General features: G+C 64.9%; 19 protein-coding genes and 1 pseudogene. 2 read left to right on the forward strand and 18 right to left on the reverse strand.

Annotated elements, in window-relative coordinates; translation table 11 throughout:
- Nucleotides 1-5: 5 nt before the first annotated feature.
- From IAQ70_RS11775 to IAQ70_RS11855, 18 genes and pseudogenes are all read right to left on the reverse strand, one after another.
- A complete protein-coding gene (locus IAQ70_RS11775; RefSeq protein ID WP_190989506.1) occupies nt 6-632 on the reverse strand; it encodes a hypothetical protein in 627 nt (208 codons plus the stop codon).
- Between the two features lie 95 nt (nt 633-727).
- Nucleotides 728-1,486: a GAF and ANTAR domain-containing protein gene (locus tag IAQ70_RS11780; protein ID WP_190989507.1), complete on the reverse strand. Its 759-nt coding sequence runs from the start codon at nt 1,484-1,486 to the stop codon at nt 728-730.
- Between the two features lie 88 nt (nt 1,487-1,574).
- Nucleotides 1,575-2,147 (reverse strand): orotate phosphoribosyltransferase, encoded by a 573-nt coding sequence (pyrE, locus tag IAQ70_RS22755; protein WP_223859992.1) that lies wholly within the window; start codon nt 2,145-2,147, stop codon nt 1,575-1,577.
- 75 nt (nt 2,148-2,222) lie between these two features.
- Nucleotides 2,223-3,434: pseudogene (locus IAQ70_RS11785) on the reverse strand (FAD-dependent oxidoreductase); the annotation flags it as partial.
- Between the two features lie 76 nt (nt 3,435-3,510).
- The gene (locus IAQ70_RS11790) at nt 3,511-5,826 is read right to left on the reverse strand and encodes a gluconokinase, GntK/IdnK-type (RefSeq protein WP_190989642.1); all 2,316 of its coding nucleotides are present in this window, start codon (nt 5,824-5,826) and stop codon (nt 3,511-3,513) included.
- A 56-nt stretch (nt 5,827-5,882) separates the two neighbouring features.
- Nucleotides 5,883-7,112, reverse strand: coding sequence for a D-mannonate dehydratase ManD (manD, locus tag IAQ70_RS11795; RefSeq protein WP_108600586.1), 1,230 nt, complete (start codon nt 7,110-7,112; stop codon nt 5,883-5,885).
- Between the two features lie 39 nt (nt 7,113-7,151).
- The gene (gene uidB, locus IAQ70_RS11800) at nt 7,152-8,642 is read right to left on the reverse strand and encodes a glucuronide transporter (RefSeq protein WP_190989509.1); all 1,491 of its coding nucleotides are present in this window, start codon (nt 8,640-8,642) and stop codon (nt 7,152-7,154) included.
- A gap of 292 nt (nt 8,643-8,934) precedes the next feature.
- Nucleotides 8,935-10,308 (reverse strand): mannitol dehydrogenase family protein, encoded by a 1,374-nt coding sequence (locus IAQ70_RS11805; RefSeq protein WP_190989643.1) that lies wholly within the window; start codon nt 10,306-10,308, stop codon nt 8,935-8,937.
- A gap of 107 nt (nt 10,309-10,415) precedes the next feature.
- Nucleotides 10,416-11,822: a glucuronate isomerase gene (uxaC, locus tag IAQ70_RS11810; RefSeq protein WP_190989510.1), complete on the reverse strand. Its 1,407-nt coding sequence runs from the start codon at nt 11,820-11,822 to the stop codon at nt 10,416-10,418.
- A gap of 82 nt (nt 11,823-11,904) precedes the next feature.
- Nucleotides 11,905-12,963, reverse strand: coding sequence for a LacI family DNA-binding transcriptional regulator (locus IAQ70_RS11815; RefSeq protein ID WP_190989511.1), 1,059 nt, complete (start codon nt 12,961-12,963; stop codon nt 11,905-11,907).
- A gap of 108 nt (nt 12,964-13,071) precedes the next feature.
- Complete coding sequence (locus IAQ70_RS11820; protein WP_190989512.1) at nt 13,072-14,238, reverse strand: Gfo/Idh/MocA family protein; 1,167 nt, start codon at nt 14,236-14,238, stop codon at nt 13,072-13,074.
- Between the two features lie 55 nt (nt 14,239-14,293).
- A complete protein-coding gene (locus tag IAQ70_RS11825; RefSeq protein ID WP_223859970.1) occupies nt 14,294-15,163 on the reverse strand; it encodes a sugar phosphate isomerase/epimerase family protein in 870 nt (289 codons plus the stop codon).
- 47 nt (nt 15,164-15,210) lie between these two features.
- Nucleotides 15,211-16,116, reverse strand: coding sequence for an ATP-binding cassette domain-containing protein (locus tag IAQ70_RS11830; protein ID WP_190989513.1), 906 nt, complete (start codon nt 16,114-16,116; stop codon nt 15,211-15,213).
- Nucleotides 16,113-18,002 carry a dipeptide/oligopeptide/nickel ABC transporter permease/ATP-binding protein gene (locus IAQ70_RS11835; RefSeq protein WP_190989514.1) on the reverse strand — a complete coding sequence of 630 codons (1,890 nt, stop codon included), beginning with the start codon at nt 18,000-18,002 and terminating at the stop codon, nt 16,113-16,115. Before IAQ70_RS11835 ends, IAQ70_RS11830 begins: the two co-directional genes overlap by 4 nt.
- Entirely contained in the window at nt 17,999-18,940 is a 942-nt protein-coding gene (locus IAQ70_RS11840; RefSeq protein ID WP_190989515.1) for an ABC transporter permease, read from the reverse strand. The genes IAQ70_RS11835 and IAQ70_RS11840 overlap by 4 nt, the downstream gene beginning before the upstream one ends.
- Before the next feature lie 100 nt (nt 18,941-19,040).
- Nucleotides 19,041-20,567: an ABC transporter substrate-binding protein gene (locus IAQ70_RS11845; RefSeq protein WP_190989516.1), complete on the reverse strand. Its 1,527-nt coding sequence runs from the start codon at nt 20,565-20,567 to the stop codon at nt 19,041-19,043.
- A 219-nt stretch (nt 20,568-20,786) separates the two neighbouring features.
- Nucleotides 20,787-21,800: a Gfo/Idh/MocA family protein gene (locus tag IAQ70_RS11850; protein WP_190989517.1), complete on the reverse strand. Its 1,014-nt coding sequence runs from the start codon at nt 21,798-21,800 to the stop codon at nt 20,787-20,789.
- Nucleotides 21,797-22,657 carry a sugar phosphate isomerase/epimerase family protein gene (locus tag IAQ70_RS11855; RefSeq protein WP_317983644.1) on the reverse strand — a complete coding sequence of 287 codons (861 nt, stop codon included), beginning with the start codon at nt 22,655-22,657 and terminating at the stop codon, nt 21,797-21,799. The genes IAQ70_RS11850 and IAQ70_RS11855 overlap by 4 nt, the downstream gene beginning before the upstream one ends.
- A 218-nt stretch (nt 22,658-22,875) precedes the next feature.
- Here IAQ70_RS11855 and IAQ70_RS11860 point away from each other — a divergent pair, with 218 nt between their 5' ends.
- A complete protein-coding gene (locus IAQ70_RS11860) occupies nt 22,876-23,892 on the forward strand; it encodes a LacI family DNA-binding transcriptional regulator (protein WP_190989646.1) in 1,017 nt (338 codons plus the stop codon).
- Nucleotides 23,893-23,988: 96 nt separating this feature from the next.
- Nucleotides 23,989-24,810 (forward strand): ammonia-dependent NAD(+) synthetase, encoded by an 822-nt coding sequence (gene nadE / locus IAQ70_RS11865; RefSeq protein ID WP_190989518.1) that lies wholly within the window; start codon nt 23,989-23,991, stop codon nt 24,808-24,810.
- Nucleotides 24,811-24,904: the final 94 nt, after the last annotated feature.

A 24,904-nucleotide genomic window follows, 5' to 3' on the forward strand; every position in this document is an offset into this window, starting at 1 on the left:
AGGCGTCAGCTTGCGGCTTGCCGCTCCGCTGCCGGGTTCAGGATCTCACTAAGCGGGGTCCGCCGCAGAATTTCCTGGCCGATGTCGTTGTACCTGCCAAGCAGGTCCGGACCGCCCAGGGCCTCGGGGTCGTCAAGCAGCGAAAAGACTTCATCGCTGGCGGCGAAGAGCTCCTCGTCGGAGTATTCCTCCAGTGGGCGGACGGCCAGCGGCACCGAAGTCGGCTCGCTGGCCCCTCGCCTGCCTGTTTCGACAGAGGCGGCAAGTTCGGCCTCAAGCACATCAGTGATTTCCCGTAGCGGGACTACGGTGTCGTCAGCCGGCTGTTCCGCCCCCACGCCGGTCAGCATCAACGAGACGCCGCCGCCGAGAGTGCCGGGCGCGCCTTCCATCGCGTTCAAGTCCACGCGAAGACCCGCCAATGCAGTTGATTCCACCCGGGCGGCATGGGACAGGTCCACGCTGACGTGGGACTGGACTCCCAGGCTGCGGAGCCTCTGAATCATATGGACGAGGGCCGGGCGCGATGCCTCGTCGAGGCTACCGAGCACGTCAATCCGGACGGTGTCTGTCAGATCGTCACGGTTGGTGGTGGCGTTGAGGGCGGCAGTGCCATCCGAGGCGTGGTCCATAGGTACTCCAAATAAAGGGGATGTCTATGGCCGACGGCTCAACCTCCGTAAGCGTAACCTCCGGATTGATCCGGCACAAGCGCACGCGGTGGGCGTCAACCCACCTGGGCCCTACCCGGCTGCTGGTAGTGGGTGCGGGTGCCCACTCCGCCCACGGAGTCCACGAGTGCCTTGGCAATATCGCGCAGCTTGGTATTGCTGTTGCTTGACGCGTCCGTCAGGATCTGGACCGCGGCGTCCTGGCTGCAGCGGTTCTGTGCCATCACCACGCCAATCGCGATGTCGATGACGGTGCGGGACTCCAGGGTGGCCCGCAGGTTAGTGGCGCTGTCACTGTGCAGTGCAAACCTGACCGCCAGCCGCAGGGCCTGGGAGATCTCCCTGGTAAAGCCCCGGGCCTTGGCTGCGGCACGTTCGTCGAATTTGTGCGGGACGTTCGAATAGAGGTTCAGCGCAGCCCGCGCCTCGCCCTGAAGGTTGAAGGGCAGCGAAAGTACTGAGCGCAGACCGTGGGAGGCCACGGCATCGGCGTACACGGGCCCCCACCGGTCCTCCTCGAACAGGTCCGGCACGCTGACTTCGCGTTGCTCCTCGGCCGCCGTCAGGCAGGGGCCCTGAGACAGCGAGTATTGGATTTCGTCCACGTCGCGGGCGTCGTCGCTGCTCCAGCCGATGGTGGCCGCCTTGCGGTCACGGAGGAGGGTGATTCCGCACAGGGCGTCGTCGCCGTCGCCTGCCATCTGGTGCGCCGAAAACCGGGCCAACTCATTGAGGAACTCCTCAAAATCCGCACTCTCCAGGATGAGGTTCTGGACCTGTTCGGCGGTGTTCAACGGTGATTCGGGTGGGAGCATGGCGCGCGTTCTCCAATTGGTGCGAAAAGGCCTGAGAGAATTGTACCGGCCCTTTGGCTGCTGCGCCCGGCTTCCCAGGCCTTGACCGCTAGGAAAGTCCTAACTCATCCTTGCCGAAGGCGAACAGGTACGGCACTCCGGTCTCGGCCTCGATCTTTTCCTTGGCCCCGGTGTCCCGGTCAACGATGACAGCCACAGCCACCACGTTGCCGCCGGCCTTGCGGACACCTTCGACGGCGGTCAGCGCGGACCCGCCGGTGGTGGACGTATCCTCAAGCACCAGGACTTTGCGCCCCTCGACCGACGGCCCTTCAACCTGGCGGCCCATGCCGTAGGACTTCTGGGCCTTGCGGACCACAAAAGCGTCCACGGGCCGGCCGGCATCAACCGCCGCGTGCATCACCGCGGTGCCCACGGGGTCAGCACCCATGGTCAGGCCACCGGCACACTCAAAGTCGATCCCGGCGTCGTCCGCCAATGCCAGCATGACCTGACCCACAAGCTTGGAAGCCTCGTGGTGCAACGTGATGCGGCGCAGATCGATGTAGTAGTCGGCCTCGGCACCGCTGGACAGGATCACCTTGCCGCGGACAACGGCAAGTTCCTTGATCAGTTCCAGGAGGCGGGCACGTGCAGCGGCGGCATCAAGAGGGGAAGTCATGGTCTCCAGTTTAGTGGTTTCCGGGTTTGTGACGACGCGCCCTCCGGTCTCCCGCAACTGAACGCGGCGCGCAAAGGCCGGCGCGTGTTCGGGCCTGGGCCCGAAGGCGATCATCCGGGGCAGGAGCCACCGCGTCACCGGAACACGCCGGGCCGCAAAAAGCAGGAACGGCGGGACCCCTCTCCTCTTCCCGGCGAACAACGGAACGAACACTGCCCGGTGCATGACACGTTGGACGGTTTGGACCACAACGGTGGGCATCCTGCGTCGCCGTTGAACCGCGGCGAGGTCCTTTACACTCACGTGCCTCTGGAGAAGCGCAGGAGCCAGCCGGGCCGCGGCCGCGACGGCATCCTGGATGGCCAGGTTGATCCCCACGCCTCCGGCCGGCGACATGGCGTGGGCGGCGTCCCCGATGCACAGCAGCCCGTCAACGTACCACCGCTTCAGCCGGTCCAGCCGCACATCCAGCCAGTGAAGGTCCTCGACCGAACGGATGGCATCCACCCGGTCAGCCAGGTCGGGCCGCAGCCCGGCAACCCGTTCCCTGAACCGTTCCACCCCCTCAGCCCGGAGCCGCGCGTCCATTCCCTTCGGGCCGAGGTACCCCATCTGGTAATAGTCGTCACGGAACAGTGCAATCATGGCCTCCCCGGGCCGGAAGGCGGGGACGATCCCCGCCACCGCGCCCTTTTCCGAGGCATGTCGCGGAAGCCTGAACCACCACGTGTCGAAGGGTACGGGGTACTCCTTCGGCTGCAACCCGGCGCCACGACGCAGCACGGAATGACGCCCGTCGGCACCCACCACAAGGTCCGCGCCGAGCCCTCCCTCCCTGCCATCACGCGTCCGGTAGCGGACGCCGGTGACGCGGCCGCCGTCGAGCATTAACGACGTGGCTTCATGTTCCATCAGGAGCGTGAAGGTGGGTTCGCGCGCGGCCTCGGTGGCCAGGAAGTTCAGGAAGTCCCACTGCGGCATCATGGCGATGTAGTTGTACGGAGGCTTCAAAGACGCGAAATCGCCGAAGGTGACCAGGCCGGCGCCCGGGACGGGTAAGGCCACGGTGCTCAGCCGGCTCTGCGGAAGTTTGCGGAATTCGTCGCCGAGGCCAAGCTCGTCAATCAGCCGGATCGTGGAGGCATGCACGGTGTCGCCGCGGAAATCACGCAGGAAGTCGCCATGCTTTTCAAGAACGGTGACGTTCACGCCCGCCCGGGCCAGCAGCAGCCCCAGCACCATGCCCGCCGGGCCTCCACCTACAACAGCGCACCCCGTTCGCTCCATGCCCTAACGCTACGCCGGACGCACAAAGGCCGCACGCGTAACATCGCGTGCGGCCTTCGTACGGTGCAGTTACCGCTTAGAGCCGGGTGTCGAACGAGTCGCAGAAGACGTTCTCATTGAACGTCCCCTGGAAGTCGGACTTGCCCATGATCTTTTCGATGGTGGCCCGGATGGCCTCCACGGAATCCGCGTGCGTGTGGATGGCGGTCTTGACCATCGGCACGTCAATGAGGTGGTTGGGCTGGTTCAGCGACACCAGCACCGTGGGCACCTCGGTGACGTACCACGGGATCTCGGCCGCCATGGGAGTGGACCACTTGATGCGGATGGCCGCTTCCTGCGCGAAACCCTTGACGTTGGCGAACACGAACGCGGCGTCATACTTGTCCGCGTAGTCGCCGGTGGCTTCCTCGGAGATGACGGACATGAAGTTGATGCCCGTCTCCCCCGCAGCCTCACGCTGGGCTGCCGTCTTGAACAGGTGCACCTCGAAGCCGGCTTTTTCCAGCTCGTCCTTGACCTTGTCCAGGTAGGCCAGCGGGTCCGCCCGGGTGAAGTCCGAGTCGCCGGAGATCCCGTACAGGCGGATCCGTTTGTGCGTTTCCGGCGTGATGGGCAGGTTGTTCGCGGTGTCCTTGACCAGGGTGACGGTCTTGTCCGCTACCTCGGCGGCAACGGCACGGTGCTCCGCACTGCCGATCTTGGCCAGCGCCTCCGCCGGCGGAACCAGCTCGCCGCGTTCCTTGCGGTGCAGGCCCAGCGAGGCCTTGAGTGCCAGGATGCGGCGCAGGGCGTCGTGCAGGCGCTGCTCGGTGATGATGCCGGACTTGTAGCCATCGAGCATGTAGCCGAAATCCTCGGCGGGGTTGCGGAAGAACAGGAACATGTCGCAGCCCGCGGCGATGGTCGCAGGAACCAGGTCCTTGCGCTTCATGGCCTGGGTGAGCCCGATCATCTGCGAAGCATCCGTGAGGATCAGCCCGTTGAAGCCGAGCTCGCCGCGGAGCAGGTCCTGGAGCAGTTCCGGCGCCAGCGTGGCAGGCTTGATGTCCTTGTCGGCCAGGCCCGGACGGAAGTGCCGGGACAACTCCGGCGCCCCGATGTGCCCGATCATGATCGACTGCACTCCGTGGCCGATCATTTCGCGGTAGACGTGCCCGTAGGTCTTGTTCCACTCGTCGTAGCCGAAAGTGTTGTACGAGGTGACCACGTGCTGGTCGCGCTCGTCCACCCCGTCACCGGGGAAGTGCTTCATGGCGCAGGCAGTCGGTGACTCGCTGATGCCGTCGAAGTATTCCTTGGCGCGCTCCACCACGATCTCCGGCGTGTTGCCGAAGGACCGGGTGGAGATGACCGTGTTCCGCCAGTTGTAGTGGATGTCCACGATCGGCGCGAAAGCCCAGTTGCAGCCCAGCGCCGCGGTTTCAACGCCGGCCACCTGGCCCATCTTCCGGGCGATGGACTTGTCCGGGTGCGAGCCGGCCTGCAGGTGCGTGGACACAAACGTGCCGTCGTCGCAGCTGCCGGCGCCTCCCATTTCCGGGTTGGATGCCACCAGCAGCGGCACCTTGGACTTGGACTGCGCGTAACGGATGTGCTCCTGGACAGCGCCCGAGGGGCCCGGCCGGTAGCGCATGCCGCCCACGTGGAAGTCCTCCAGCACACCATCGAGGTACTCCGGGGAGTAATCGTTGTTGTGGTTGATGAACAGCTGGCCGATCTTTTCCTCAAGCGTCATCGATTCCAGGGTGGAATTCACCCAGTCCACCGCCGCATCGTCGAGGTTGAACGGCGCGGCCTGAAGGTCGACGGCGAACTGGCGGCCCTGGGTGCCGGCGGCACCGGAGGTGCCGCCCACGGAGGCACCTGCCGGAGTTCCGCCGTCGGGCGCTGTGGTTGCCTTGGCGGCGGCCTTCACTGCGGCGGAGATTCCCGCCAGCGCGTCAACCATGACCTGGGCCACCGGGCCGGCGATGTCCACCACGACGCCTGCCTCGTCCGCTTCCAGCGGTTCAAGGGTGGCCAGCTGCGATTCCAGCAGCGCCGGCGGCATGAAGTGCCCGGAACGCCCTTCGGTCCGTGCCCTAAGAACCTCTTTGCTGCCGTGCAGGTGCAGGAATACGGTCTCCGGCGCCTGGGCGCGGATGGCGTCCCGGTAGCTGCGGCGGAGCGCCGAGCAGGCCAGGACCAGGCCACCCTCGCCTGCTGCTGCCAGTTTCGAGCCCACCGTGGCGAGCCACGGCCAGCGGTCCTCGTCGGTCAGCGGGATGCCCGCTGCCATCTTGGCGACGTTGTCCACCGGGTGGAGGGAGTCGGCGTCGAGGAACGGAATACTCAGTTCACGGGCCACGAGGTCACCGATGGTGGTCTTGCCGCAGCCGGAGACGCCCATGACGATGACGCGGGGACCGGTGGCCCCTCCTCCTGCGGAGGGCGAAGTAGCGTTGATCACCAGTCGTGCACCGTTCCGTCCACCAGGCGGTTGTACGGCAGGTAGGCCTGCTGGTACGGATACGCTGCCGCGGCCTCTTCGTTGAATTCGACGCCGATGCCGGGCTTGTCGCCCGGGTGCAGGTAGCCGTCCACGAACGTCATGGACTGCTCGAAGACCTCGTTGGTCTTGTCGGAGTGCTGCATGTATTCCTGGATGCCGTAGTTGTGGATGGCCAGGCCCACGTGCAGCTGGGCGGCGAAGCCCACCGGGGAGATGTCGGTGGGGCCGTGGAAGCCGGATTTGATCTGGTACTGGGCGGCGAAGTCCATGACCTTCTTCAGCGGGGAGATGCCGCCGAAGTGGGTGGAGGCTGCGCGGACGTAGTCGATCAGCTGTTCCTTGATGATGGTCTGGTAGTCGTACACGGTGTTGAAGATTTCACCGATGGCCAGCGGGGTGGTGGTGTGCTGGCGGACCAGGCGCAGTGCTTCCTGGTTTTCGGCCGGCGTGCAGTCCTCGAGCCAGAACAGGTCGTACGGTTCCAGTGCCTTGCCAAGCTTGGCCGCCTGGATGGGGGTCATGCGGTGGTGGCCGTCGTGCAGCAGCGGCAGTTCCGGGCCGAACTCGTTGCGCACGGCTTCGAAGACGGTGGGCAGGTGGCGCAGGTAGGCGCGGGTGTCCCAGTCCTCTTCCACGGGGAACGCGCCGCGGCCGGCGGGCTCGTAGTCATAACGCTCGCCCGAGGCCTGGGCCTGGGCGGCCACACCGTAGACGGCCTTGATGCCCGGGACGGCTGTCTGGATACGGACTGACTTGTAGCCCAGTTCCAGGTGCTCCCGGACGGAATCGAACAGCGACTCGATGTCCGCGCCGGAAGCGTGGCCGTAAGCACGCAGGCCGTTGCGTGACGCCCCGCCCAGCAGCTGGTAGACCGGCATGTTGGCCATCTTGCCCTTGATGTCCCACAGGGCCATGTCGACGGCGGCGATGGCCGCCATCGTGACCGGGCCGCGGCGCCAGTACGAGCTGCGGTACAGGAACTGCCAGGTGTCCTCGATCTTGTGCGGATCCTTGCCGATCAGCAGCTGTGCAACATGCTCCTTGAGGTATGCGGCGACAGCCAGTTCGCGGCCATTCAGCGTGGCGTCACCGATGCCGGTGACGCCGTCGTCCGTTGTGATGCGCAGGGTCACAAAGTTCCGGGACGGGCTTGTCACGAACACTTCAGCGGCAATGATTTTCACGGCAGATCCTTTCGAGGACTACAGGTAAGGAGGTGGTACTTAAAGCTTTTGGCGCGGGGGCTTGCTGGCGTCAGCAGGCGTACTGGTGCCGGCGGCGGTGCTGGTGCCGCCGGCGGTGCTGGTGCCGGCGGCGGGGGTGGTGCCGCCGGCGGTGGTGGCGTCGTGGTTGGCGTCAGCCGGGCTGCTGGCATGCGCCGTCTTGGTGCGGCGGGCCTGGATCTCCTTGAGGATTTCCGCGTGCTTGGCATCGGTCAGCGTGTACTTGGTCATTACCAATACCGCAAGGATAGTCATGACGGCCGGAAGCGCGCCCGCTGCGATCTGAATGCCGTACACGGCGTCCGCGGTCTGCGCCACTCCGCCGGACTTGTAGCCGCCCAGGGCGAGGGCGTACGCAGCGAGGGAGCCACCCACGGCCTGGCCGGACTTGCGGGTAAAGGAGAACAGTGCGTACGTGATGCCTTCGGTGCGGACGCCGGTCTTCCATTCGCCGTACTCAACGGTGTCGGCTTCGAGGGCCCACACAACGATGTTGACTGAGAGGACACCCACGAGGCTGACCACCAGGCCGGAGAAACCCATCCAGACCTGGCTGGCGGGGCTGAAGAAGATGATCGCGCCACCCACCACGGTGATCAGGGAGGCATAGACGTAAACGCTCTTCTTGCCGATGGTCCGGACCAGCTTGGGCATAAACCCGGCCAGGACGAAGGTCAGGACCAGCTGGACGATGGACAGCACGGGGTAGAGGTCCAGCCGGCCGAGGACGTCGCGCAGGTAGTACAACTGGACGGACGTCAGTGCCAGGTAGCCGGTGAGGAAAAAGAAGGAGCTGAGGCACAGCATCATGAGGGGCTTGTTGGTCTTCAGGGTCTCCAGGCTTTGCTTCAACGTCACGTTGGGCACTGCGCGGTGCACGCGTTCCTTGGCCGTCAAAGCCGTGAAGAAATACAGCGCCGTGCCGATCACCACGAAGATGAGCGTGATGGTGGTGAACGTCGACTGGAGGTCGGCGCCGGGCTTGACCAGCGGGGCGACGAAGATACCCAGGGCGGAGCTCACTGTAAGGGCCCCGACAAGGCGGGCCGAGCCGAGCTTGGCGCGCTCACCCGGGTCCTGCGTCATGGCACCGGCCAGCGAGCCGTACGGAATGTTCACGAGGCTGTAAGCAAGGCCAAGGGCCGCGTAGGTCCCATAGGCGTACAGCAGCATGCCGGACTCACCGATTTGCGGAACGGAGAACACCGCTACGCTCAGCAGGAGCAACGGGATGGAGCCGAACATGATGAAGGGCCGGAATTTACCGAAACGCTTGCTGAAGGTCCGGTCAACGATCCGGCCTGCAAAGACGTCAGCGAAGGCATCGAACAGCCGGACCACGAGCAGCAGTGTTCCGGCGGCCGCTGCGGAGATACCGGCGACGTCCGTGTAGTACACCAGCAGGAACATGGTGGCGGTGGTAAAAGCGAGATTGTTGGCGGCATCGCCGGCCCCGTAGCCGACGATGCTGAGCTTGTTTAGCTTTTTCATGATTGGGCTCCTTTACCCTTGCCGCTTTGGAAGCCGGCGAACTATTGAAATGCTATGAAGCTGTGAATCTGCGGGCCGCCCCTGGAACCGGAAAAATCCACATCCGACGGGAAGTGCCGCCGCTGGTAACTCGTTGCTGTAATCCTAATCACTTGGCAATTAAATGGCAAGCGGTTGCCATAAATTTCTGTTGAAACTTAACGAAGGCGCGGGTCACGAAAACAGCACCGCCCGGTCCGGGATTCCGGACCAGGCAGTGCTGTTATGACAAGTGCTGTACCGGGAGGTCCGGCTAGGAGCCTGCCGCGAACGTTCCGCGCACGCCGGCAACCAGCGCCACCACGGCGTCGTCGGCTGCGAGGGCCGGATCAACCAGTGCGAGCAGTGCACGCACGCGCTCGGTCCCGGTCAGCCTGTTGGCTTCCGCCACCTCTGCCGCGAGCGGATCGTGGAGCGTCTCTGCTGCCGCGGTGAAGTCGATCCAGGCCGCAATCATCAGGGCCGCAGCAGCTCCGGATTTGCCCTGCGCGCGTTCGGCGAGCAGTACCGGTACCGCCCGCATGCGCAGCTTGGTACTGCCGTCCATGGCGATCTGGGCCAGGTGATGGGCGATGCGTGCGTTGCTGAAGCGTCCCAGCAGGGCATCGCGGTAGGCCGGGATCTGGAGGTCGGCGCCGCCGGCGGCCGCCCCGGACAGGTTGGCCTCGGCCTCGTCCCAGAAGCTTTCCACCGCCTTGCGGCACTGCGGGTCCGCCAGGGCTTCGGCCACGGTGGTGTGGTTGCGGAGCTGGCCGGCGTACGCCAGCAGGGAATGCGCGCCGTTCAGGAGCCACAGCTTGCGGTTCTCGAAGGGTTCAATGTGGTCAACGAACACCGCGCCGGCATCTTCCCAGCGTGGGCGGCCGGCGGGGAAGTCACCGCTGAGCACCCAGTTCGTAAAGGGTTCGGCAACAACCGGGGAGCTGTCACGGTACCCGCAAGCGGCCTCGACGGCGGCGATGTCGGCTTCCGTGGTGCGCGGCGTGATGCGGTCCACGGACGTGCTGACAAAGCTGACATTCGCCTCCACCCAGGCGGCGAGGTCCGCATCCCAGGCAGCGGCCAGGCCGGTCACGGCGTTGCGTGCAACGGTGCCATTGTTGGCGAGGTTGTCGCAGCAGACGACGGCGATTGGCCCGGTTCCGGCAGCCCGGCGGGCGGCGAGGGCAAAGACCAAGCGGCCCAGCGGCGTCGACGGGTTCCCGCTGCCTGAAGCCAGCAGCGCGAGGTCCGAGGCGACGTCGGACGCGGTGGTGTCGAGCTGTCCGTCGGCACCGAGCCGGTACGCGGCTTCGGTGACGGTCAGCGTGACCATGGCGGTGGCCGGTGCTGCAACGAGGTCGGCGAGCCGCTGCACGTCCGCGCCGTCCACGGCTTCAACAATGCTTCCGACGACGGCGAACGAGTCGCCGCTGTCACCGCGCTCCACCAGCGTGAAAAGTCCGTCCTGCCCGGCAAGTGCCACGGCGGCGTCCGGGCGGCGGCCGGTGAAGGCCGCGATGCCCCACTCCGCGGCGTCGCCGGCCTGGCTGGTGTACCAGGCCTGGTGCGAGCGGTGGAAGGCGCCGAGTCCGAGGTGGACGATCCGGACCGGCGGCTTGGCGGCCGCGTGCAGCGTCCGGTTCAGCTGGGGAAGGGCGCCGGGGCCGGCAGGTTTGCCGGTCTGTTCGGCGCCGGCCTGCTCGGTGCCGGTCTGCTCGGGGCCGCTCTGTTCGGGGCTTGCCTGTTCGGTGGTCACAGTTTGAATACCCTTCGCGGGGACGAATCGACGATATCCACGATGAGTTCGTGGGCACGTTCCTCACTGACACGGTGCTCGGCCACGAGGCGGGCCAGGAAAGCGGCTTCAATCCGGCGGGACGCGTCGTGGCGGGCCGGGATGGAGCAGAACGCGCGGGTGTCGTCGATGAAGCCCGAGGAACGGGAGAAGCCGGTGGTTTCGGTCACGGCGGAACGGAACCGCAGCATCGCATCCGGGGCGTCCAGGAACCACCAGGGAGCGCCAAGGTAGACGGACGGGTAGAACCCGGCCAGCGGCGCCAGTTCCCGGGAGAACACGGTCTCGTCCATGGTGAAGAGCACCAGGTGGAAGTCCTTGGCGGTGCCGAAGTCCTGCAGCAGGGCGCGGACGCCCTCGGTGTAGTTCACGGCGAACGGAATGTCGTGGCCGGTGTCGGCGCCGAAGGCCTCGAACGTGGGCGTGTGGTGGTTGCGGAAGGAGCCCGGGTGGATGGTCATGACCAGCCCGTCCTCCACCGACATCCGGCCCATCTGGTACATCATGTGGGCTTCGAAGGTGTTGCGGTCCTCTGCCGTGGCCTTGCCGGCCCGGGCGAGCTCAAAGATCCGCTCGGCCTCGGCACGGTCCAGCTTCAGGGTTGCGGGGGTGGCCACGCCGTGGTCGGCGGAGACTGCGCCGTGTTCCACGAAGTAGCGGCGGCGGTTCTCCAGGGCCGTGATGTAGGCAGCGTAGCCGGTGGCGCCGTCGCCGGCGGCGTCGATCAGGCGGTCCACGTTGGCACTCCACGTGGGGTGCGCGATGTTCAGGTAGGCATCCGGGCGGAAGGTCGGCAGGACTCGGCCGTCGAATGTCGGGTCCTCGGCGATCGCCTTGTGGCTGGCGAGGTTGTCCAGGGGATCGTCCGTGGTGGCCAGGACCTCGATGTTGAAGTCCTTGAAGAGCTGGCGTGGACGGAAGCCGGGCTCAACGAGCTTGGCGGCAATGGCGTCATAGCTGGCGTCAGCGGACATCTCGCCGAGGTCTGCGCCCAGTTTGAAGACGCTGTCGAACTGGGTGCGGAGCCAGTAGCCGGACGCCGTGCCCTCGAAAAGCGGCCAGGCTTCCACGAAGGTGCGCCAGATGTCCCTCGATTCGGGGGTGGTGGCGCCGCCCGCGCGCAGCTTGTCCAGGGGAATGCCGTTGGCGTGGATCAGTCGCGTGACGTAGTGGTCCGGGCTGACCAGCAGCGCCGCCGGATCAGGAAAGGGCGTGTTGTTCTCGATGACAGCAGCGTCAACGTGGCCATGCGGGGAGATAATGGGGAGGTCCTGGACGCGCTGGAGCAGGTCGCGCGCGATGCTGCGCGTTCCTGGGTCGGCGGGCAGGAGCCTGTCTGGGTTGGCAGCTATCGACTGTGACATAGGTCAATAATCCGGCTTGGCCCTGCTTTTGTCAACCGGTTGCCAAAAATTGCCAAACCGGTCCGTGCCGCCCCGCGGCTGGTCAGGCGGACAGAATCCGTCCGCTGGAACCGCGGAGTACCAGCTCCGTCTCCACGCTCAGGGTGCCCGCCGGCTCGCCGGTTCCATGCAGGAGATCCAAGAGCCGCGTGGCAGCGCCCGCCCCGCACTCCCCCAGCGGCGAACGCACGGTGGTGAGTGGCGGCGTCGTGAAGTCCGCACCGAAAATGTCATCGAAGCCCACGATGCTGATCTGGTCCGGCACCGTGATGCCGGCGGCCTGGAGCTCCTGCATCAGCCCGATGGCGAGGAGGTCGTTGTAGGTCAGCACCGCAGTGGCACCGCTGGCGCGGACATCACGCGCAGTCTGCCGGCCGCCGTCGACCGTTGGTTTGGTGGACTCAAGCCGGACTGCCTCCAGCCGGGACCACTCGCAGGCTGCCTGCACTCCCTCCCATCGGCGCTCGGACATCCAGGATTGGGGCGGGCCCGCCACGTAGGCGATCCTCCGGTGGCCGTTACCGGCCAGGCTGCGGACCGCCTCGCTGAGGCCCTTGTGCACGTCCGGAACGACGCACGGCACACCCTCCACTTCGCGGTTGATGACCACCACGGGTTTGTCCCGGGCCAAGGCACGGATGTTGTCATCGTCCATGCGGGGGCTTGCAAGGATCAGGCCGTCCACTGTGGCCATCAGGCGGCGGGCGGCCGTCAGTTCCGTTGCCGGGGACTCGGCCGATTCGGCGAGGACCAGGGTGTAGTCGCGTTCGGTCGCGGTGGTTTCGGCGCCGCGGATGATGTCGAAGAAGGTGGGGTTGGTGATGTCCGCGACGATCAGGCCGAAGGTGTTTGTCTTGCCGGTGGGTAGGGCGCGGGCGAACGGGTTTACGTGGTAGTTCAGCTCGGCGGCTGCGTCCTCGATCAGCTTCTGCGTTTTGGGACTGACCCGGCCGGGCTTGCTGAGCGCCCGTGAAACCGTGGACGCGTTGACGCCGGCAATCCTCGCGATGTCGTAAATCGTTGCGTTGGATTTTCCGTCCCGGCCGTGCTTTTTGGCCGGGTCCGCAGGGGTGGCGGCATCGGGCGTCTTGGGTTCAGTCACCGCCCCATCCTAACGAGCAAACTGCCCAAGTAGGTCGCAGCTAATGCCGTTTTGAACGCTCATAACGGCATTAACTGCGACTCAGTTGGGCTGGGGTGCCCGGCGTGGTTAGGTGCGCTGCGGGAACTTGCCCTCTTCGGCGATGCGCTTGTTGAGCTCTGCCAGGAACTCGTTCTCGTCGAAGTCCAGCCCAACTTCCTTGCCGGTCCAGGCGGAAAGGTGGATGGCGTTGGCCAGGCGCACGCCGTTGATGCCGTCCGAGCCCGGGGCCAGCAGCGGCGTGCCGTCCAGGATGTTGGCGGCAAAGTTTTCCAGGACGCCGGAGTGCTGGGCACCCCAGGCGGACTCGAACTCGATGACCTCGGTGGTGTAGTACTGTTCCGGGTTCAGCTCGCCCATAAAGAGCTTGCGGACATCGTCCATGTCCATGCCTTCACTGAGCTCGCGCTCGGGCTTGTGCAGGCGGGTCACGGTGGCGGTCTTGCTGCCGTCGACGACGATCTTGCCCTGGTCGCCCAGGATTTCGAAGCGGTCGGTGCCGGTCAGGTCGTGCGTGGCGGTAACAAAGACGCCGGTGGCGCCGTCGCCGTAATCCACCACTGCCGTCACTTCGTCTTCGACGGCGATATCGCGCCTGAAGCCGAACGCCACCTTCGCGTAGACCGACTTCGGGACGCCGCAAATCCACTGCCACAGGTCCAGCTGGTGCGGTGCCTGGTTGACCAGGACGCCGCCGCCCTCGCCGCCCCACGTGGCACGCCATTCGCTGGAGTTGTAGTATCCCTGCGGCCGCCACCAGGTGGTGATGATCCAGTTGGTCCGGCGGATCTTGCCGATCTCGCCGCCCTCCACGATCTCTTTGAGCTTCTGGTAGAGCGGGTTGTTGCGCTGGTTGAACATGATGCCGAAAGTCAGTTCGGGCTTGCCGGCAGCGAACTCGTTCAGTTCCTTGACCTGCTTGGTGTAAACGCCGGCCGGCTTCTCCACCAGTGCGTGGATGTTCCGCTTGAGCGTCTCGATGCCCATCTCAGGGTGCAGGAAGTGCGGTACGCAGGTGACTACCGCGTCAACGTCGCCGCTTTCCAGCATGGCGATGTAGTCCTCGTAGAACGGCGCGTCCGGGTACGTGGCAGAGGCCAGTTCCTTCTTGGCCGGATCGATGTCGCAGATGGCGCCGATCTCCATGTTGGGGACCAGTCCGTCCGTGATGAACTTGGCGTAGGCGCCGCCCTGCTGGCCCAGGCCGATGATGCCAAGGCGTACTTTCTTGCTCACAGTGGTCTTCCTTCTTCGTTGGTTGAGCTTGTCGGAACCGTATGGCCGGGGGTGGCTAGAAGAGCTCGGCCTGTCCCAGCGCAACGAGGTTGTCGTAGGAGGTCTGCAGCGCTTCCCAAACGGTGCGGCCGTAGAGCTCGTCCTGTTCCACCAGCAGGTACTCGGCGCCGGCAGCCTGCGCGGCCGGGATGATGGAGGCGAAGTCCAGGTTGCCTTCGCCCACTTCGGCGAACTGGACAACGTTCTTGAACTCGGTCATGAAGCCGGCGAAGTCCCCGGAATCCAGCAGCCCCAGGGAGGACTCCGGCATCATGCCGATCCGGTAGTCCTTGAGGTGGACCATGGCGGTGCGGCCGGCGTACTTTTCCAGCGTGCGGACCGGGTCCAGGCCGCCGCGCTGTACCCAGTGCACGTCGATTTCCATGCCCATGGCCGGCGAGTTTTCCGCGATGATGTCCAGCATGTACTTGCCGTCGAACTTCGCGAACTCGATGTGGTGGTTGTGGTAATACAGGCTGAGGCCCTGCTCCTGGAGGCGCTCGGCGTAGTCGTTGGCCTGCTTCGCGAAGTCAACAACTGCCCCGATCGAAGTCATGGCAGTAAACGGCAGCATGCCGATACGGAGCAACTTCGAGTCCAGGCGCTTGGCGTCATCAACGATCTTGTCGAAGTGCTCCGCCAACGAATCGCCGGGGCGTCCCTTGGGGGTCTCCATGGCCACGGAGAGTGCTGCGATGTCCATGCCCAGTTCAGCGCGGGAACGGTCCAGTTCGGCCACGTTCTCCGGTGTCATCGGGATCTGGGAGATCTCGACGGCGTTGTAGCCGATTTCGCTGACTTTGCGGAGCGTTTCGAATGCCCCGGCTTCGGCGAAGCTGTCCCTCAGCATCATTGCCTGTACGCCAATTTTGGCTGATTTGGCCATGTTAGCCCTCCATCGTTGTTACGGTTCAGTTGGTTCTGGCACGAGCCCTAGGCGGGGACGCCAGCCTGTTCGGCCTGCTGCCGCTGTTCTTCGAGCAAGCGGTGGCGGTCGGCGCGGCGCTGTTCCTGGCGGTCCGGATCCGGCACCGGGGATGCGAGGAGCAAACGCTGCGTGTAGGGGTGCTCGGGGTTGCGCGTGACAACCTCTGCCGGTCCCTGCTCCACGATCTCTCCACGGTACATCACGGCCACACGGTGGCTGATGTGGCGGACCACGTCAAGGTCGTGGGAGACAAAGAGGTAGGAAACGCCGGTGTCCTTCTGGATCTGCAGGAACAGATCCAGGACGCGGGCCTGCGTGGAAAGGTCCAGGGCGCTGACCGGTTCGTCGCACACGATGAGCTTGGGAGACAGAGCCAGGGCCCGGGCGATTGCCACGCGCTGGCGCTGGCCGCCGCTGAACTCGCGCGGCAGGCGGTGGATGGCGTCCGAAGGCAGGCCAACCTGGTCCAGGAGTTCCTTCACACGCATCTTGGCGGCTGTGGCTTCCATGCCCTGCACACCCAGGGGTTCCGCGAGAATTTCGCCGATCTCCAGGGCCGGGTTCAGCGAGGTGTAGGGATCCTGGAACACCACCTGCATGTCCCGGCTCAGGACGCGGCGCTGCTTCCGGGTGGCATGGCTGATGTCCTGGCCTTCGAAAGTGATCTTGCCGCCGCTTACCGGAGCCAGGCCCAGGACTGCCCGGCCCAGGGTGGTCTTGCCCGAGCCGGACTCCCCCACCAGGCCCAGGGTCTCGCCCTGGCCGATATGGATGTTGATGTCCGTCAGGGCACGGAACTTCCTGGCCCGGAAACCCTTGCCGGCGTAGTCCACCACGAGGTTCTCCACGCGCAGGAGTCCGTCGCGGGCCGGGGATGATTCCGCGGCATCCAGGGCTACAGTTTCGGTCATAGTGCGTTCTCCTTCGCAATTGATGACGCGGTTGCCGGCGAACCGGCTGGCACCAGCATGCTCATGGGTTCCTTGCCTTCGAGCATGGAAGCCAGCAGGGTTTGGGTATAGCGTTCCTTCGGTTCGCGCAGGATCTCCCGCACGGGGCCTTCCTCCACGAGCCGTCCGTTCTGCATGACCACAACGCGGTCGCACAGGTCAGCCACCACGCCGAAGTTGTGGGTCACCAGGATGACGCCGACGCCGAGGCGGCGCTGGAGGTCGCGGATGAGGTCCAGCACGTCGGCCTGTACGGTCACGTCCAGGGCGGTGGTGGGCTCGTCCGCAATGATGAGGTCCGGTTCGCAGCTGATGGCGCCGGCGATGAGCACACGCTGGGCCATGCCGCCCGAGACCTCGTGTGGGTAGGCCTTGAAGGTCCTCCCGGGGTTGACGATTCCGACGTCGGTGAGCAGCTTCAGGGCCCGGGTTGTGGCTTCTGCCTTCGAGATTCCGAGGACCCGCACCATGGGGGTGACCAGTTGGTAGCCGATGGTGAAGGCCGGATCCAGGTTGCTCATGGGTTCCTGCGGGATGTAGGAGATCCGCTTGCCGCGCAGTTTGGACAGCCGGCCCTGGTTCACTTTGTCTTCGCCGGGCGCCACGGTGTAGTTGCCGTCGAACTGGATGGCGCCGGCCACGATGCGTGCAGTGTCCGGCAGCAGGCCGAGGATCGAGAACGCAGTCTGGGACTTGCCCGACCCGGACTCGCCCACGATGCCGAGGATCTCGCCACGGTCCACGTGGAAGGAAACGTCGTCGACAACTTTTTTGATGGAACCGTCGGCCTGCGGGTAACCGACACCGAGGTTGGTCACCTTGACGAGGTGGTGTTCGGTTCCGGCTTCGACGGCGGCAACGGTCGTGCGTGCTGCCTTGGCGGCGCTGGCGGCAGCCGCATCCTGCGCCGCAGGTGTTTTTTTCCTGCGGTGCTTGATCTTTTCCCCGTCTTCGAGGGCATCGCGGACAGCGTTTCCAAGCAGGACCAGGGCACCGATGGTCAATGCCATAGCGAAGGCGGGCCAAAAAAGCAGAGACGGCGTGAGGTAGACGTTCTTGAATCCTTCACTCAGCATCACACCCCAGGTTGCCTTGGCCGGATCGCCCAGGCCCAGGAACTCGAGGGCGGATTGGATGGCGATGGCAACGCCGGTGATGGCTGCGGTCTGGATGATGATCGGAGCGCGGACCACGGAGAAGATGTGGCGGGTGATGATCCTCAGGTCGGACAGGCCGGAGACACGGGCTGCATCCACGTAAAGCTCGTTGCGGACCGACTGCACGGCGGAACGCACCAGACGGAAGTACGACGGGCTGATCAGGACGCCGAACGCGATCATGGCAATCCAGACCGACGGGCCGAAGGCGGAACGGATGGTCATCAGCACGATCAAGCCTGGGAGGCTCATCAGGATGCCAACAACCCAGTTGGCCACGGCTTCAAACTTTCCGGCGTAGTAGCCGGCCACCAGGCCGGCGGGAAGGCCGATCACGATGGCGACGGCGGCGCAAAGCAGCGCCGAGAGCAGCGTCAGCTGCGCGCCGAACAGCAGCCGGCTCCAGACATCCCGCCCGGAACTGTCCGTGCCGAGGATGTTGACGGAGTCGGGCGCGGCCAGGGTCTTGGAGATGTTAGCGAAGTTCTGGTCGAACGGTGCCAGGACATTCGCGAAGGCAGCGAGCAGGACCACGCCCAGCAGGATGACGAGGGCAATAAGGCCCAACGGGTTCTTCAGGATCCGCTTGAAAGCTGAGGACCGGACAACGGTGCCGGTTTGGCCGGAACTTCCTGAAATGGGATTGTCCGCGGCCGGAGTCAGGGCTGCGGTTTCGACGGACTCGGTCACGAGACACGCACCTTCGGGTTAAGCCAGCCGTTGAGCAGGTCGACAATCAGGTTGACCACGATCACAACAGCGACGGTGTACATAACGACGCCCATGACCACTGGCTGGTCGCTCTGGATAGTAGCGGTGACAGCCATGGGGCCCATGCCGGGCAGGGCAAAGATCGACTCCAGGATGACCACGCCACCGAGCATGCCGATCAGCTGGAGGCTGAGCACGGTGAGCCCGGCAGGTGCCGCGCTGCGCAGGACGTGCTTGAAAAGGACTTCCCGTTCACCAATGCCGCGGCTGCGGAGGGTGCGGACGTAGTCGCGTTCGAGCTGCTTGATAACGGCGCTGCGGATCTGCTGCGCGCCGCCGGTGACACCGTTGATCAGGAGGGCGATCACCGGAAGGGTCAGGGACAGCACCCAGGCTTCTGCACCGACGCCGGGGGCAATGGTGCTGGTGGCGGGGAAAAGGCCCATCTGGATGGCCAGGATGGTGACCAGGATGATGCCGATGACGAACCCGGGAATCGAGTCGCCGATGATGGCCCCGATCTGGACCACGCGGTCCACCCAGCCGCGCTTGACGGCTGCTGCCACGCCAATCAGGGTGGCGATGATGGAAATGAGGATCATGGCCACCACCACCATGGTCATGGTCACGGGGATGCGGGTGGCCAGGGCGTTGGCAACGGGTTCGGACGTGAACCACGAGGCGCCCAGGTTGCCGCCCAGGGCGTCCATGAGCCAGCTGAAGTAACGCGTAACGATGGGCTGGTCAAGGCCCAATTCGGCTTCTTTGACTGCCAGCTGTTCGGGTGTTGCCTGGTCGCCCAGGATGTTCCGGGCGATGCTGCCGCTCGACACGTAGAGCAGGGAGAAGGTGAGGATCGAGACGGCGAGCAGGACTACTATTCCGCTGCCGAGCCGTTTGAGGATAAAAGGGATCATTGCTGGCTCCATTGGACAGGCATGGTGTTGAGTGCCCGGTCCGGCGGCCGCCTGAAGCGGACCGCCGGACCTGCGCCGGTTTGTGGCTGCTAACCCTGGGCTAGGCGGGCGAGTAGTTGTAGATCGACGGGACGGCCTGCTGGATCTGCGGCGTCACGGTGATCTTCGAGTTGTGGTAATACATCTGGTTCACGCGGAACAGGGGTGCGAACCAGGCCTGCTCGACCACATACTTGTTGACTTCCTGGGCCAGCTTGGGGGCGTCCTTGGCGCCATTCTGCACGGCGTCGATCTTGGCCTGGAGTTCGGGGCTGGCGTTCTTGAAGGGGTTGTACAGGGCCTTGGTGGACACGATCTGGTTGATGGCGACCCACGGCTCACCCTGGAACAGGGTGAAGTAGATGCTGCTGAACTTCTTCGCTGCCACGTCCGAGGTGTAGGTGTTGGTGATCGCGGAACCGACGTTCAGCGTGATCCCGACGTCGGCCAACTGCTGCTTGACGACGGCGAGCTGGGTTTCGAAGCCGGGAACCGAGGGGACATCCAGCGTGACGCCGGTCTCGTAGCCGGCCTCCTTCAGGAGCTGCTTGGCCTTGGCCGGATCGTAGGAGTAGTAGTTTTCGAGCTCTTCAGTCCAGGCGCCGCTCGCTTTGCCAAAAGGCTGCGAGGTCGGCGTGCCCTGGCCCAGGAGAACCTGATCCAGGATGGTCTTGCGGTCAAAGGCGTAGTTGATGGCCTGGCGGACCTTGAGGTTGCCCAGCGCCGGGTTCGTGGCGCCATCGCGGTCCATGAGCAGCAGTCCCTGCCAGTCCACCTGGTTGGTAACCAGCGCCATCTTGGCACCTTCAGCCTGCTTGCCGGTCTTGGGATCCAGCAGCGTGCCGTCCACCTGTCCGGACACCAATGCGTTGGTCCGGGCGGTCAGATCGGTCAGGGTTTTGAAGGTGACCTTCTGGAACTTCTGGAGGCCATTGTTCCAGTAGTCTTTGCGCGCGGTGAACACGGACTGGGAGTCCTTGACCGTGGCGGCCTTGTCCATGACGTACGGGCCGGAACCGACGGGCTCCGTCTTGATGGCTTCGGTACCGAGTGCCTTGGGGCTGCCCATGAGGCCGGCTGCCTGGCTGAGATAGAACTCCAGCGATGGATCCGGGGTGGAGAGGTTGAGCTCGATGGTGTCGGCATCAACCACCGCGACGTCGGTGACTGCCGTCAGTTGGGCCATCTGCGGGCCGTTGGCCGTCTTGAAGTGGTCCAGGTTGGCCTTGGCGGCCTCAGCGTCGAACTTGGCGCCATCACTGAAGGTCACGTCGGTGCGGAGGTCCACGGTGAGCTTGGTGTTGGCGTCGTTGTACTTCCACGTGGTGGCCAGCATGGGGCTGAGCTTGCCGTCCGGTTCCCGGAGGAGCAGGGAGTCATAGGCTGCCTGGTAAGGCTGGAGGATGTGGCCGACGTGCGCCTGTGCCGGGTCCCAGGAACGAATTTCCTGAACGGTGCCCAGCGTGAGGGTGGTCGTCTTGGCTGCGGCCGGGTTGTTGGCGCCGGTGGCACCGCCTCCGCAGGCTGTCAGCGCCAAAGCTGCGCTGACGGTGATGGCGGCTGCTGCCGCCTTGGGACCTAACTTCATTGTTGGCTCCTGAATCTGTGGAACGTGAGAGAGACGAATCCGGTCGGTGTGGCCTGGGCCACACCGACCTTGCGAGATTCAGAGTACGCATGATTGCCAGGTTTGGCAACCGATTGTCAAAAATGTTGCAGGATCTGGATTATTAGAGCTTGAGTGAAACGTTCTAACGGCCAACAATCGGTTGCTACGGGGTTGCGGATTCCGCGCAGAGTGCCTGGCTTAGGAGACCTTCTCCACTGCATCCGGGTAGCTTTGGCGGTAGATCTCCTTCACGATCCGCAAGGACTTTTCCGCCTCTTCCGCGTCTATCCAGAAGGGGCCGGCGTCGCCTAGCCGGGCATAGAAGTCGCTGATGAGCAGCTCGTGCGAGACTCCCCAGTAGGCGCGCCCGCCGGATTCGACCACGCGCTCGGGCACCACCTCAACCCGGCCGTCCGCGTAGGTCACGGTCAGGTCCCCGCGCAGGCTGAGCGTGGCCTTCTCCGTGACGATGTCCAAGGTGACGGGCGCGTTCACGGCGTTGGCCAGAGTGGCATAGAAGGCGCTGCGGACACCGTTGGCGTGCTCCGCCACGAACTCCGCGGTGTCCTCCACCTCAATGGTTTCGCCCAGGAACCTGGTGGCCGCATTGCCTGACAGGGAAACGACATCGCCCACCAGCCACTGCAGCAGGTCAACGGTGTGGATGGCCTGGTTCATCATGAGCCCGCCACCGCCGCCCGCCCAGGTGCCGCGCCAGGGCCGGCTGCGGTAGTAGTCCGCGTCGCGGTGCCACATCACGGTGGCCGAAGCACCCACCACCGCACCCAGCTCACCGGAGGACAGCAGCGAGTGCATGGCCTGGGCGGTGGCGTTGTAGCGGTTCTGGAAGCAGACGGCGATCTTGGCGTCGCTTGCCTTGGCGGCTTCCACCAACCGGCGGCCCTCCTCGAGGGTATGTGCCAGCGGCTTCTCCACAATCACGTTGACGCCCCGGCCGAGGCAGTCAGCGGCAATCGCGGCATGCGTGTTGTGCGGCGTGGTGATGTGCACAACGTCCGGGCCGACGGCCTCGATGAGGCTGCCGTGGTCCGAAAACCCCGGAACGCCGTAGGCGGCCACGGCAGCGGCGAGGCGGCCGGGGTCCGTGTCGCACACTCCGGCAAGCCGGGCGCCGTCGAGCTTTGCGATCGCTTCGAAATGGACCGCCGAAACGTCACCACAGCCGATGACCGCGGCCTTGAGCGCCGTCACGAAAGTTCGATTCCGTTCTTGGCCGCCAGGGTAGCGAAGGCGCGTGCGGCGACACCGAAGGCCACCGGCCCGGAGAAGCCGCCCAGCTCATGCTGGATGGCCAGGTGCGGCTCCAGGGAGGCGAAGCCCGCGTAACCGTCCGCCTTGAGGGCTGCGATGGTGGCGTCCAGTTCGCCGTCGCCCTCGCCGGAGGGCACAACTTCACCCGTGGCCATGATGGCGTCCTTGACCTGAAGGTACTCGAGGTAGGGTCGGAGCATGGCGTAACCGTCGGTGTATGGGCGGACCCCTACCTGGACGAAGTTGGCGTTGTCCCACGCAACACGCAGGGCCGGGGAATTGACCGATTCCATGATGTCCAGGACGCGCTGCGGCGTATCGCCGTAAATATCCTTTTCGTTTTCGTGCAGAAGTACGACGCCGGCGCTTTCGGCTTCGGCCGCGAGTGCCCGCATGCGGGTGATGACGTCGTCGCGGATTTCTTCCGGCGTCTGGGCTTCACTCCGGTAGAAGGAGAAGATGCGGATGTATTTGGTATCCAGGCCCTTGGCCACGGAGATGATCTGGCGCAGGCGCTCCACCTCGTGCTCCACGGGCAGGCCGACGTCGACCTTGCCGATGGGGCTTGCCACCGCGGAGACTTTCAGGCCCTTGGCGTCGAGGATTTCCTTGAGCTCGGCCACCTGCTGTGGGGTCAGTTCGGAGACGTTGACGCCCCAGGCGCTGCGGACCTCGATGTAGCTGGCGCCCAGGGCAAGCATGACAGCGGCCTGGACTGCCGGATCAGGATCTACCTCGTCGCCGAATCCGGAGAGCTGCCAGGCGGTGGGTGATGTGGCGCTGGATGTTGCGGTCACAGGGATCTCCTTAGGGTTTGCCGCGGCCGGACAGCCTGGGTGCCGCTCCGGCGCGGTGGTGACTTGCTTCACAAAGTTCTGCCCTAAGTCTAGACACCCGCACAATTGATGACAACCGATTGCCAAATGTTGACATCCTGTGGCAATCTAGGAGCATCAGGGCTGTGGCTATCGTCACAGTGCCCGTATTGTCCCGTTCAGAGAGGAACGCCATGGCGATGCAAGCAGCCGGAACAGAGCGTCCTGCCACCATCCACGACATCGCCGCAATGTGCGGGGTGGCCGCGTCCACCGTTTCACGCGCACTTTCCACCCCTGACCGGGTCAACATCCGCACGCGCGCACGCATCGAAGCGGCAGCCGCAGAGCTTAACTACACTCCGAACAGCCAGGCGAAAGCCCTCAGCTCGGGACGCACGGGCGCAGTTGGCGTCCTGGTACCGGATATCACCAACCCCTTCTACTTCGACCTGATCAGGGGCACCCAGCTGCAGCTCAAAGCGGCCGGTTACACCCAGCTGCTCGTGGACACGGAAGAGTCGGACGAGGTGGAGGCCAGCAGCATGGAGCAGCTGCGCAAAAGCGCCGACGGCATCATTGTCACGGCGTCCAGGCTCAGCGACGAGGCGTTGCTGGCCGCGGCCGCGAAGATTCCCATTGTCACCATCAACCGCGACGTGGCCGGGGTACCCGCGGTGGTGATAGATACGCCCTCGGCCACCAGCCAGGCCCTGGACCACCTCATTTCCCTCGGCCACACCCGCATTGCCTACATGGCAGGTCCCCTCACGTCACAGTCGAGTACCCTGCGTTGGAATGCGCTGGCGGCCGCTGCCGAGGACCGCGGGGTGGAGGTACGCCGGCTCGGGCCCTTTGCCCCCAAGACGCAGTCGGGCGCAGCTGCCGCCGATGCCGCGGTCCATTCGGGCGTGACGGCGTGCATCGCCTTCAACGACCTCATCGCCATCGGCATGCTCCAGCGGCTGCGCGAACGCGGCATCCGGGTCCCGGAGGACATGAGCGTGGTGGGCTGCGATGACATCTTCGGTGCGGACTTCTGCAATCCCCCACTGACCACCATGGCGTCCCCGATCGAACAGGCGGGCCGTGTGTCCGTGTCCATGCTGCTGGCCCAGCTGAACCCCCTGGCCGGCGGCGGCAGCCGCAGCCGTTCCCTGATGCCCACACATCTCACAGTGCGCGGTTCCACCGGACCGGCTCCGCAGTCTTTGTAAAGCCGGCGACGCCGTAAAGCCGGCGCCGGGGACACGCCGCGCATCTTCAGGGGACATAATTGAGCGTTGTTGACACCGCTGGCTAGGCTGGATCACATGCGCGAACTCCAGGCCACCATCATTGAAGAAATGGGCGTGCAGCCCCGGATCGATCCTGCGGGGGAGGTGCGCAAGCGCGTGGGTTTCCTCAAGGAGTACCTCCGCGCAACCCGGACCAAGGGCTTTGTGCTGGGCATCTCGGGCGGGTTGGATTCCTCCCTCGCAGGGCGCCTGGCGCAGCTGGCCGTGGAGGAGCTTGAGGCCGAGGGTGTGGAAGCGAATTTCGTTGCCGTCCGTCTGCCGTACGGCGTCCAGCACGACGAAGACGATGCGCAGGCCGCCCTCGACTTTATCCAGCCGAAAACGGAGTGGACCTTCAATATCTCCGCCGCCGTGGATGGCTTCGAGGACGAGTTCGAGAAGACCGTGGGCGCCGGGATTTCGGACTTCCACAAGGGAAACACCAAGGCCCGCACCCGGATGATCGCCCAGTACGCCCTCGCCGGCGAACACAACTACCTGGTGCTCGGCACGGACCACGGTGCCGAGTCAGTCACCGGGTTCTTCACCAAATTCGGCGACGGCGGCGCGGACATCCTCCCGCTGTTTGGCCTGAATAAGCGCCAGAACCGCGAACTCCTGGCCGAGCTCGGCGCGCCCGCCCGTGTCTGGGAGAAGGTGCCCACCGCGGATCTCCTCGATGACAAGCCGGGCCGCACCGACGAGGACGAACTTGGCATTACCTATGACCAGATTGACGATTACCTCGAGGGCCGGGAGATCCCGGAAGCCGCGGCCGAACTGATCGAGCAGAAGTACCTGCGCACCCGCCACAAGCGCACCGTCCCGGTGACCATCTTCGACACCTGGTGGAAGTAGCCGGCCCGCAGCACCTTCCATACCCTTGGAAGTCCTAGTATATTGCTGGTGAGGTGGGTCATGCATGACCGCCATAGGCCCCGGCAATGTCAGG

Source organism: Pseudarthrobacter sulfonivorans, assembly GCF_014712225.1.
In the GTDB taxonomy this organism is placed as follows: Bacteria; Actinomycetota; Actinomycetes; order Actinomycetales; family Micrococcaceae; genus Arthrobacter; species Arthrobacter sulfonivorans.

What these genes read in the sequence shown, in the direction of transcription:
- IAQ70_RS11775 (WP_190989506.1), bottom strand. Translation starts at nt 632, where the DNA reads ATGGACCACGCCTCGGATGGCACTGCCGCCCTCAACGCCACCACCAAC.
- IAQ70_RS11780 (WP_190989507.1), bottom strand. Translation starts at nt 1,486, where the DNA reads ATGCTCCCACCCGAATCACCGTTGAACACCGCCGAACAGGTCCAGAAC.
- pyrE (WP_223859992.1), bottom strand. Translation starts at nt 2,147, where the DNA reads ATGACTTCCCCTCTTGATGCCGCCGCTGCACGTGCCCGCCTCCTGGAA.
- IAQ70_RS11790 (WP_190989642.1), bottom strand. Translation starts at nt 5,826, where the DNA reads ATGGGCGTCTCCGGCTGCGGCAAGACCACCATCGGTGACCTCGTGGCC.
- uidB (WP_190989509.1), bottom strand. Translation starts at nt 8,642, where the DNA reads ATGAAAAAGCTAAACAAGCTCAGCATCGTCGGCTACGGGGCCGGCGAT.
- uxaC (WP_190989510.1), bottom strand. Translation starts at nt 11,822, where the DNA reads ATGTCACAGTCGATAGCTGCCAACCCAGACAGGCTCCTGCCCGCCGAC.
- IAQ70_RS11825 (WP_223859970.1), bottom strand. Translation starts at nt 15,163, where the DNA reads ATGGCCAAATCAGCCAAAATTGGCGTACAGGCAATGATGCTGAGGGAC.
- IAQ70_RS11830 (WP_190989513.1), bottom strand. Translation starts at nt 16,116, where the DNA reads ATGACCGAAACTGTAGCCCTGGATGCCGCGGAATCATCCCCGGCCCGC.
- IAQ70_RS11840 (WP_190989515.1), bottom strand. Translation starts at nt 18,940, where the DNA reads ATGATCCCTTTTATCCTCAAACGGCTCGGCAGCGGAATAGTAGTCCTG.
- IAQ70_RS11845 (WP_190989516.1), bottom strand. Translation starts at nt 20,567, where the DNA reads ATGAAGTTAGGTCCCAAGGCGGCAGCAGCCGCCATCACCGTCAGCGCA.
- IAQ70_RS11860 (WP_190989646.1), top strand. Translation starts at nt 22,876, where the DNA reads ATGCAAGCAGCCGGAACAGAGCGTCCTGCCACCATCCACGACATCGCC.
- nadE (WP_190989518.1), top strand. Translation starts at nt 23,989, where the DNA reads ATGCGCGAACTCCAGGCCACCATCATTGAAGAAATGGGCGTGCAGCCC.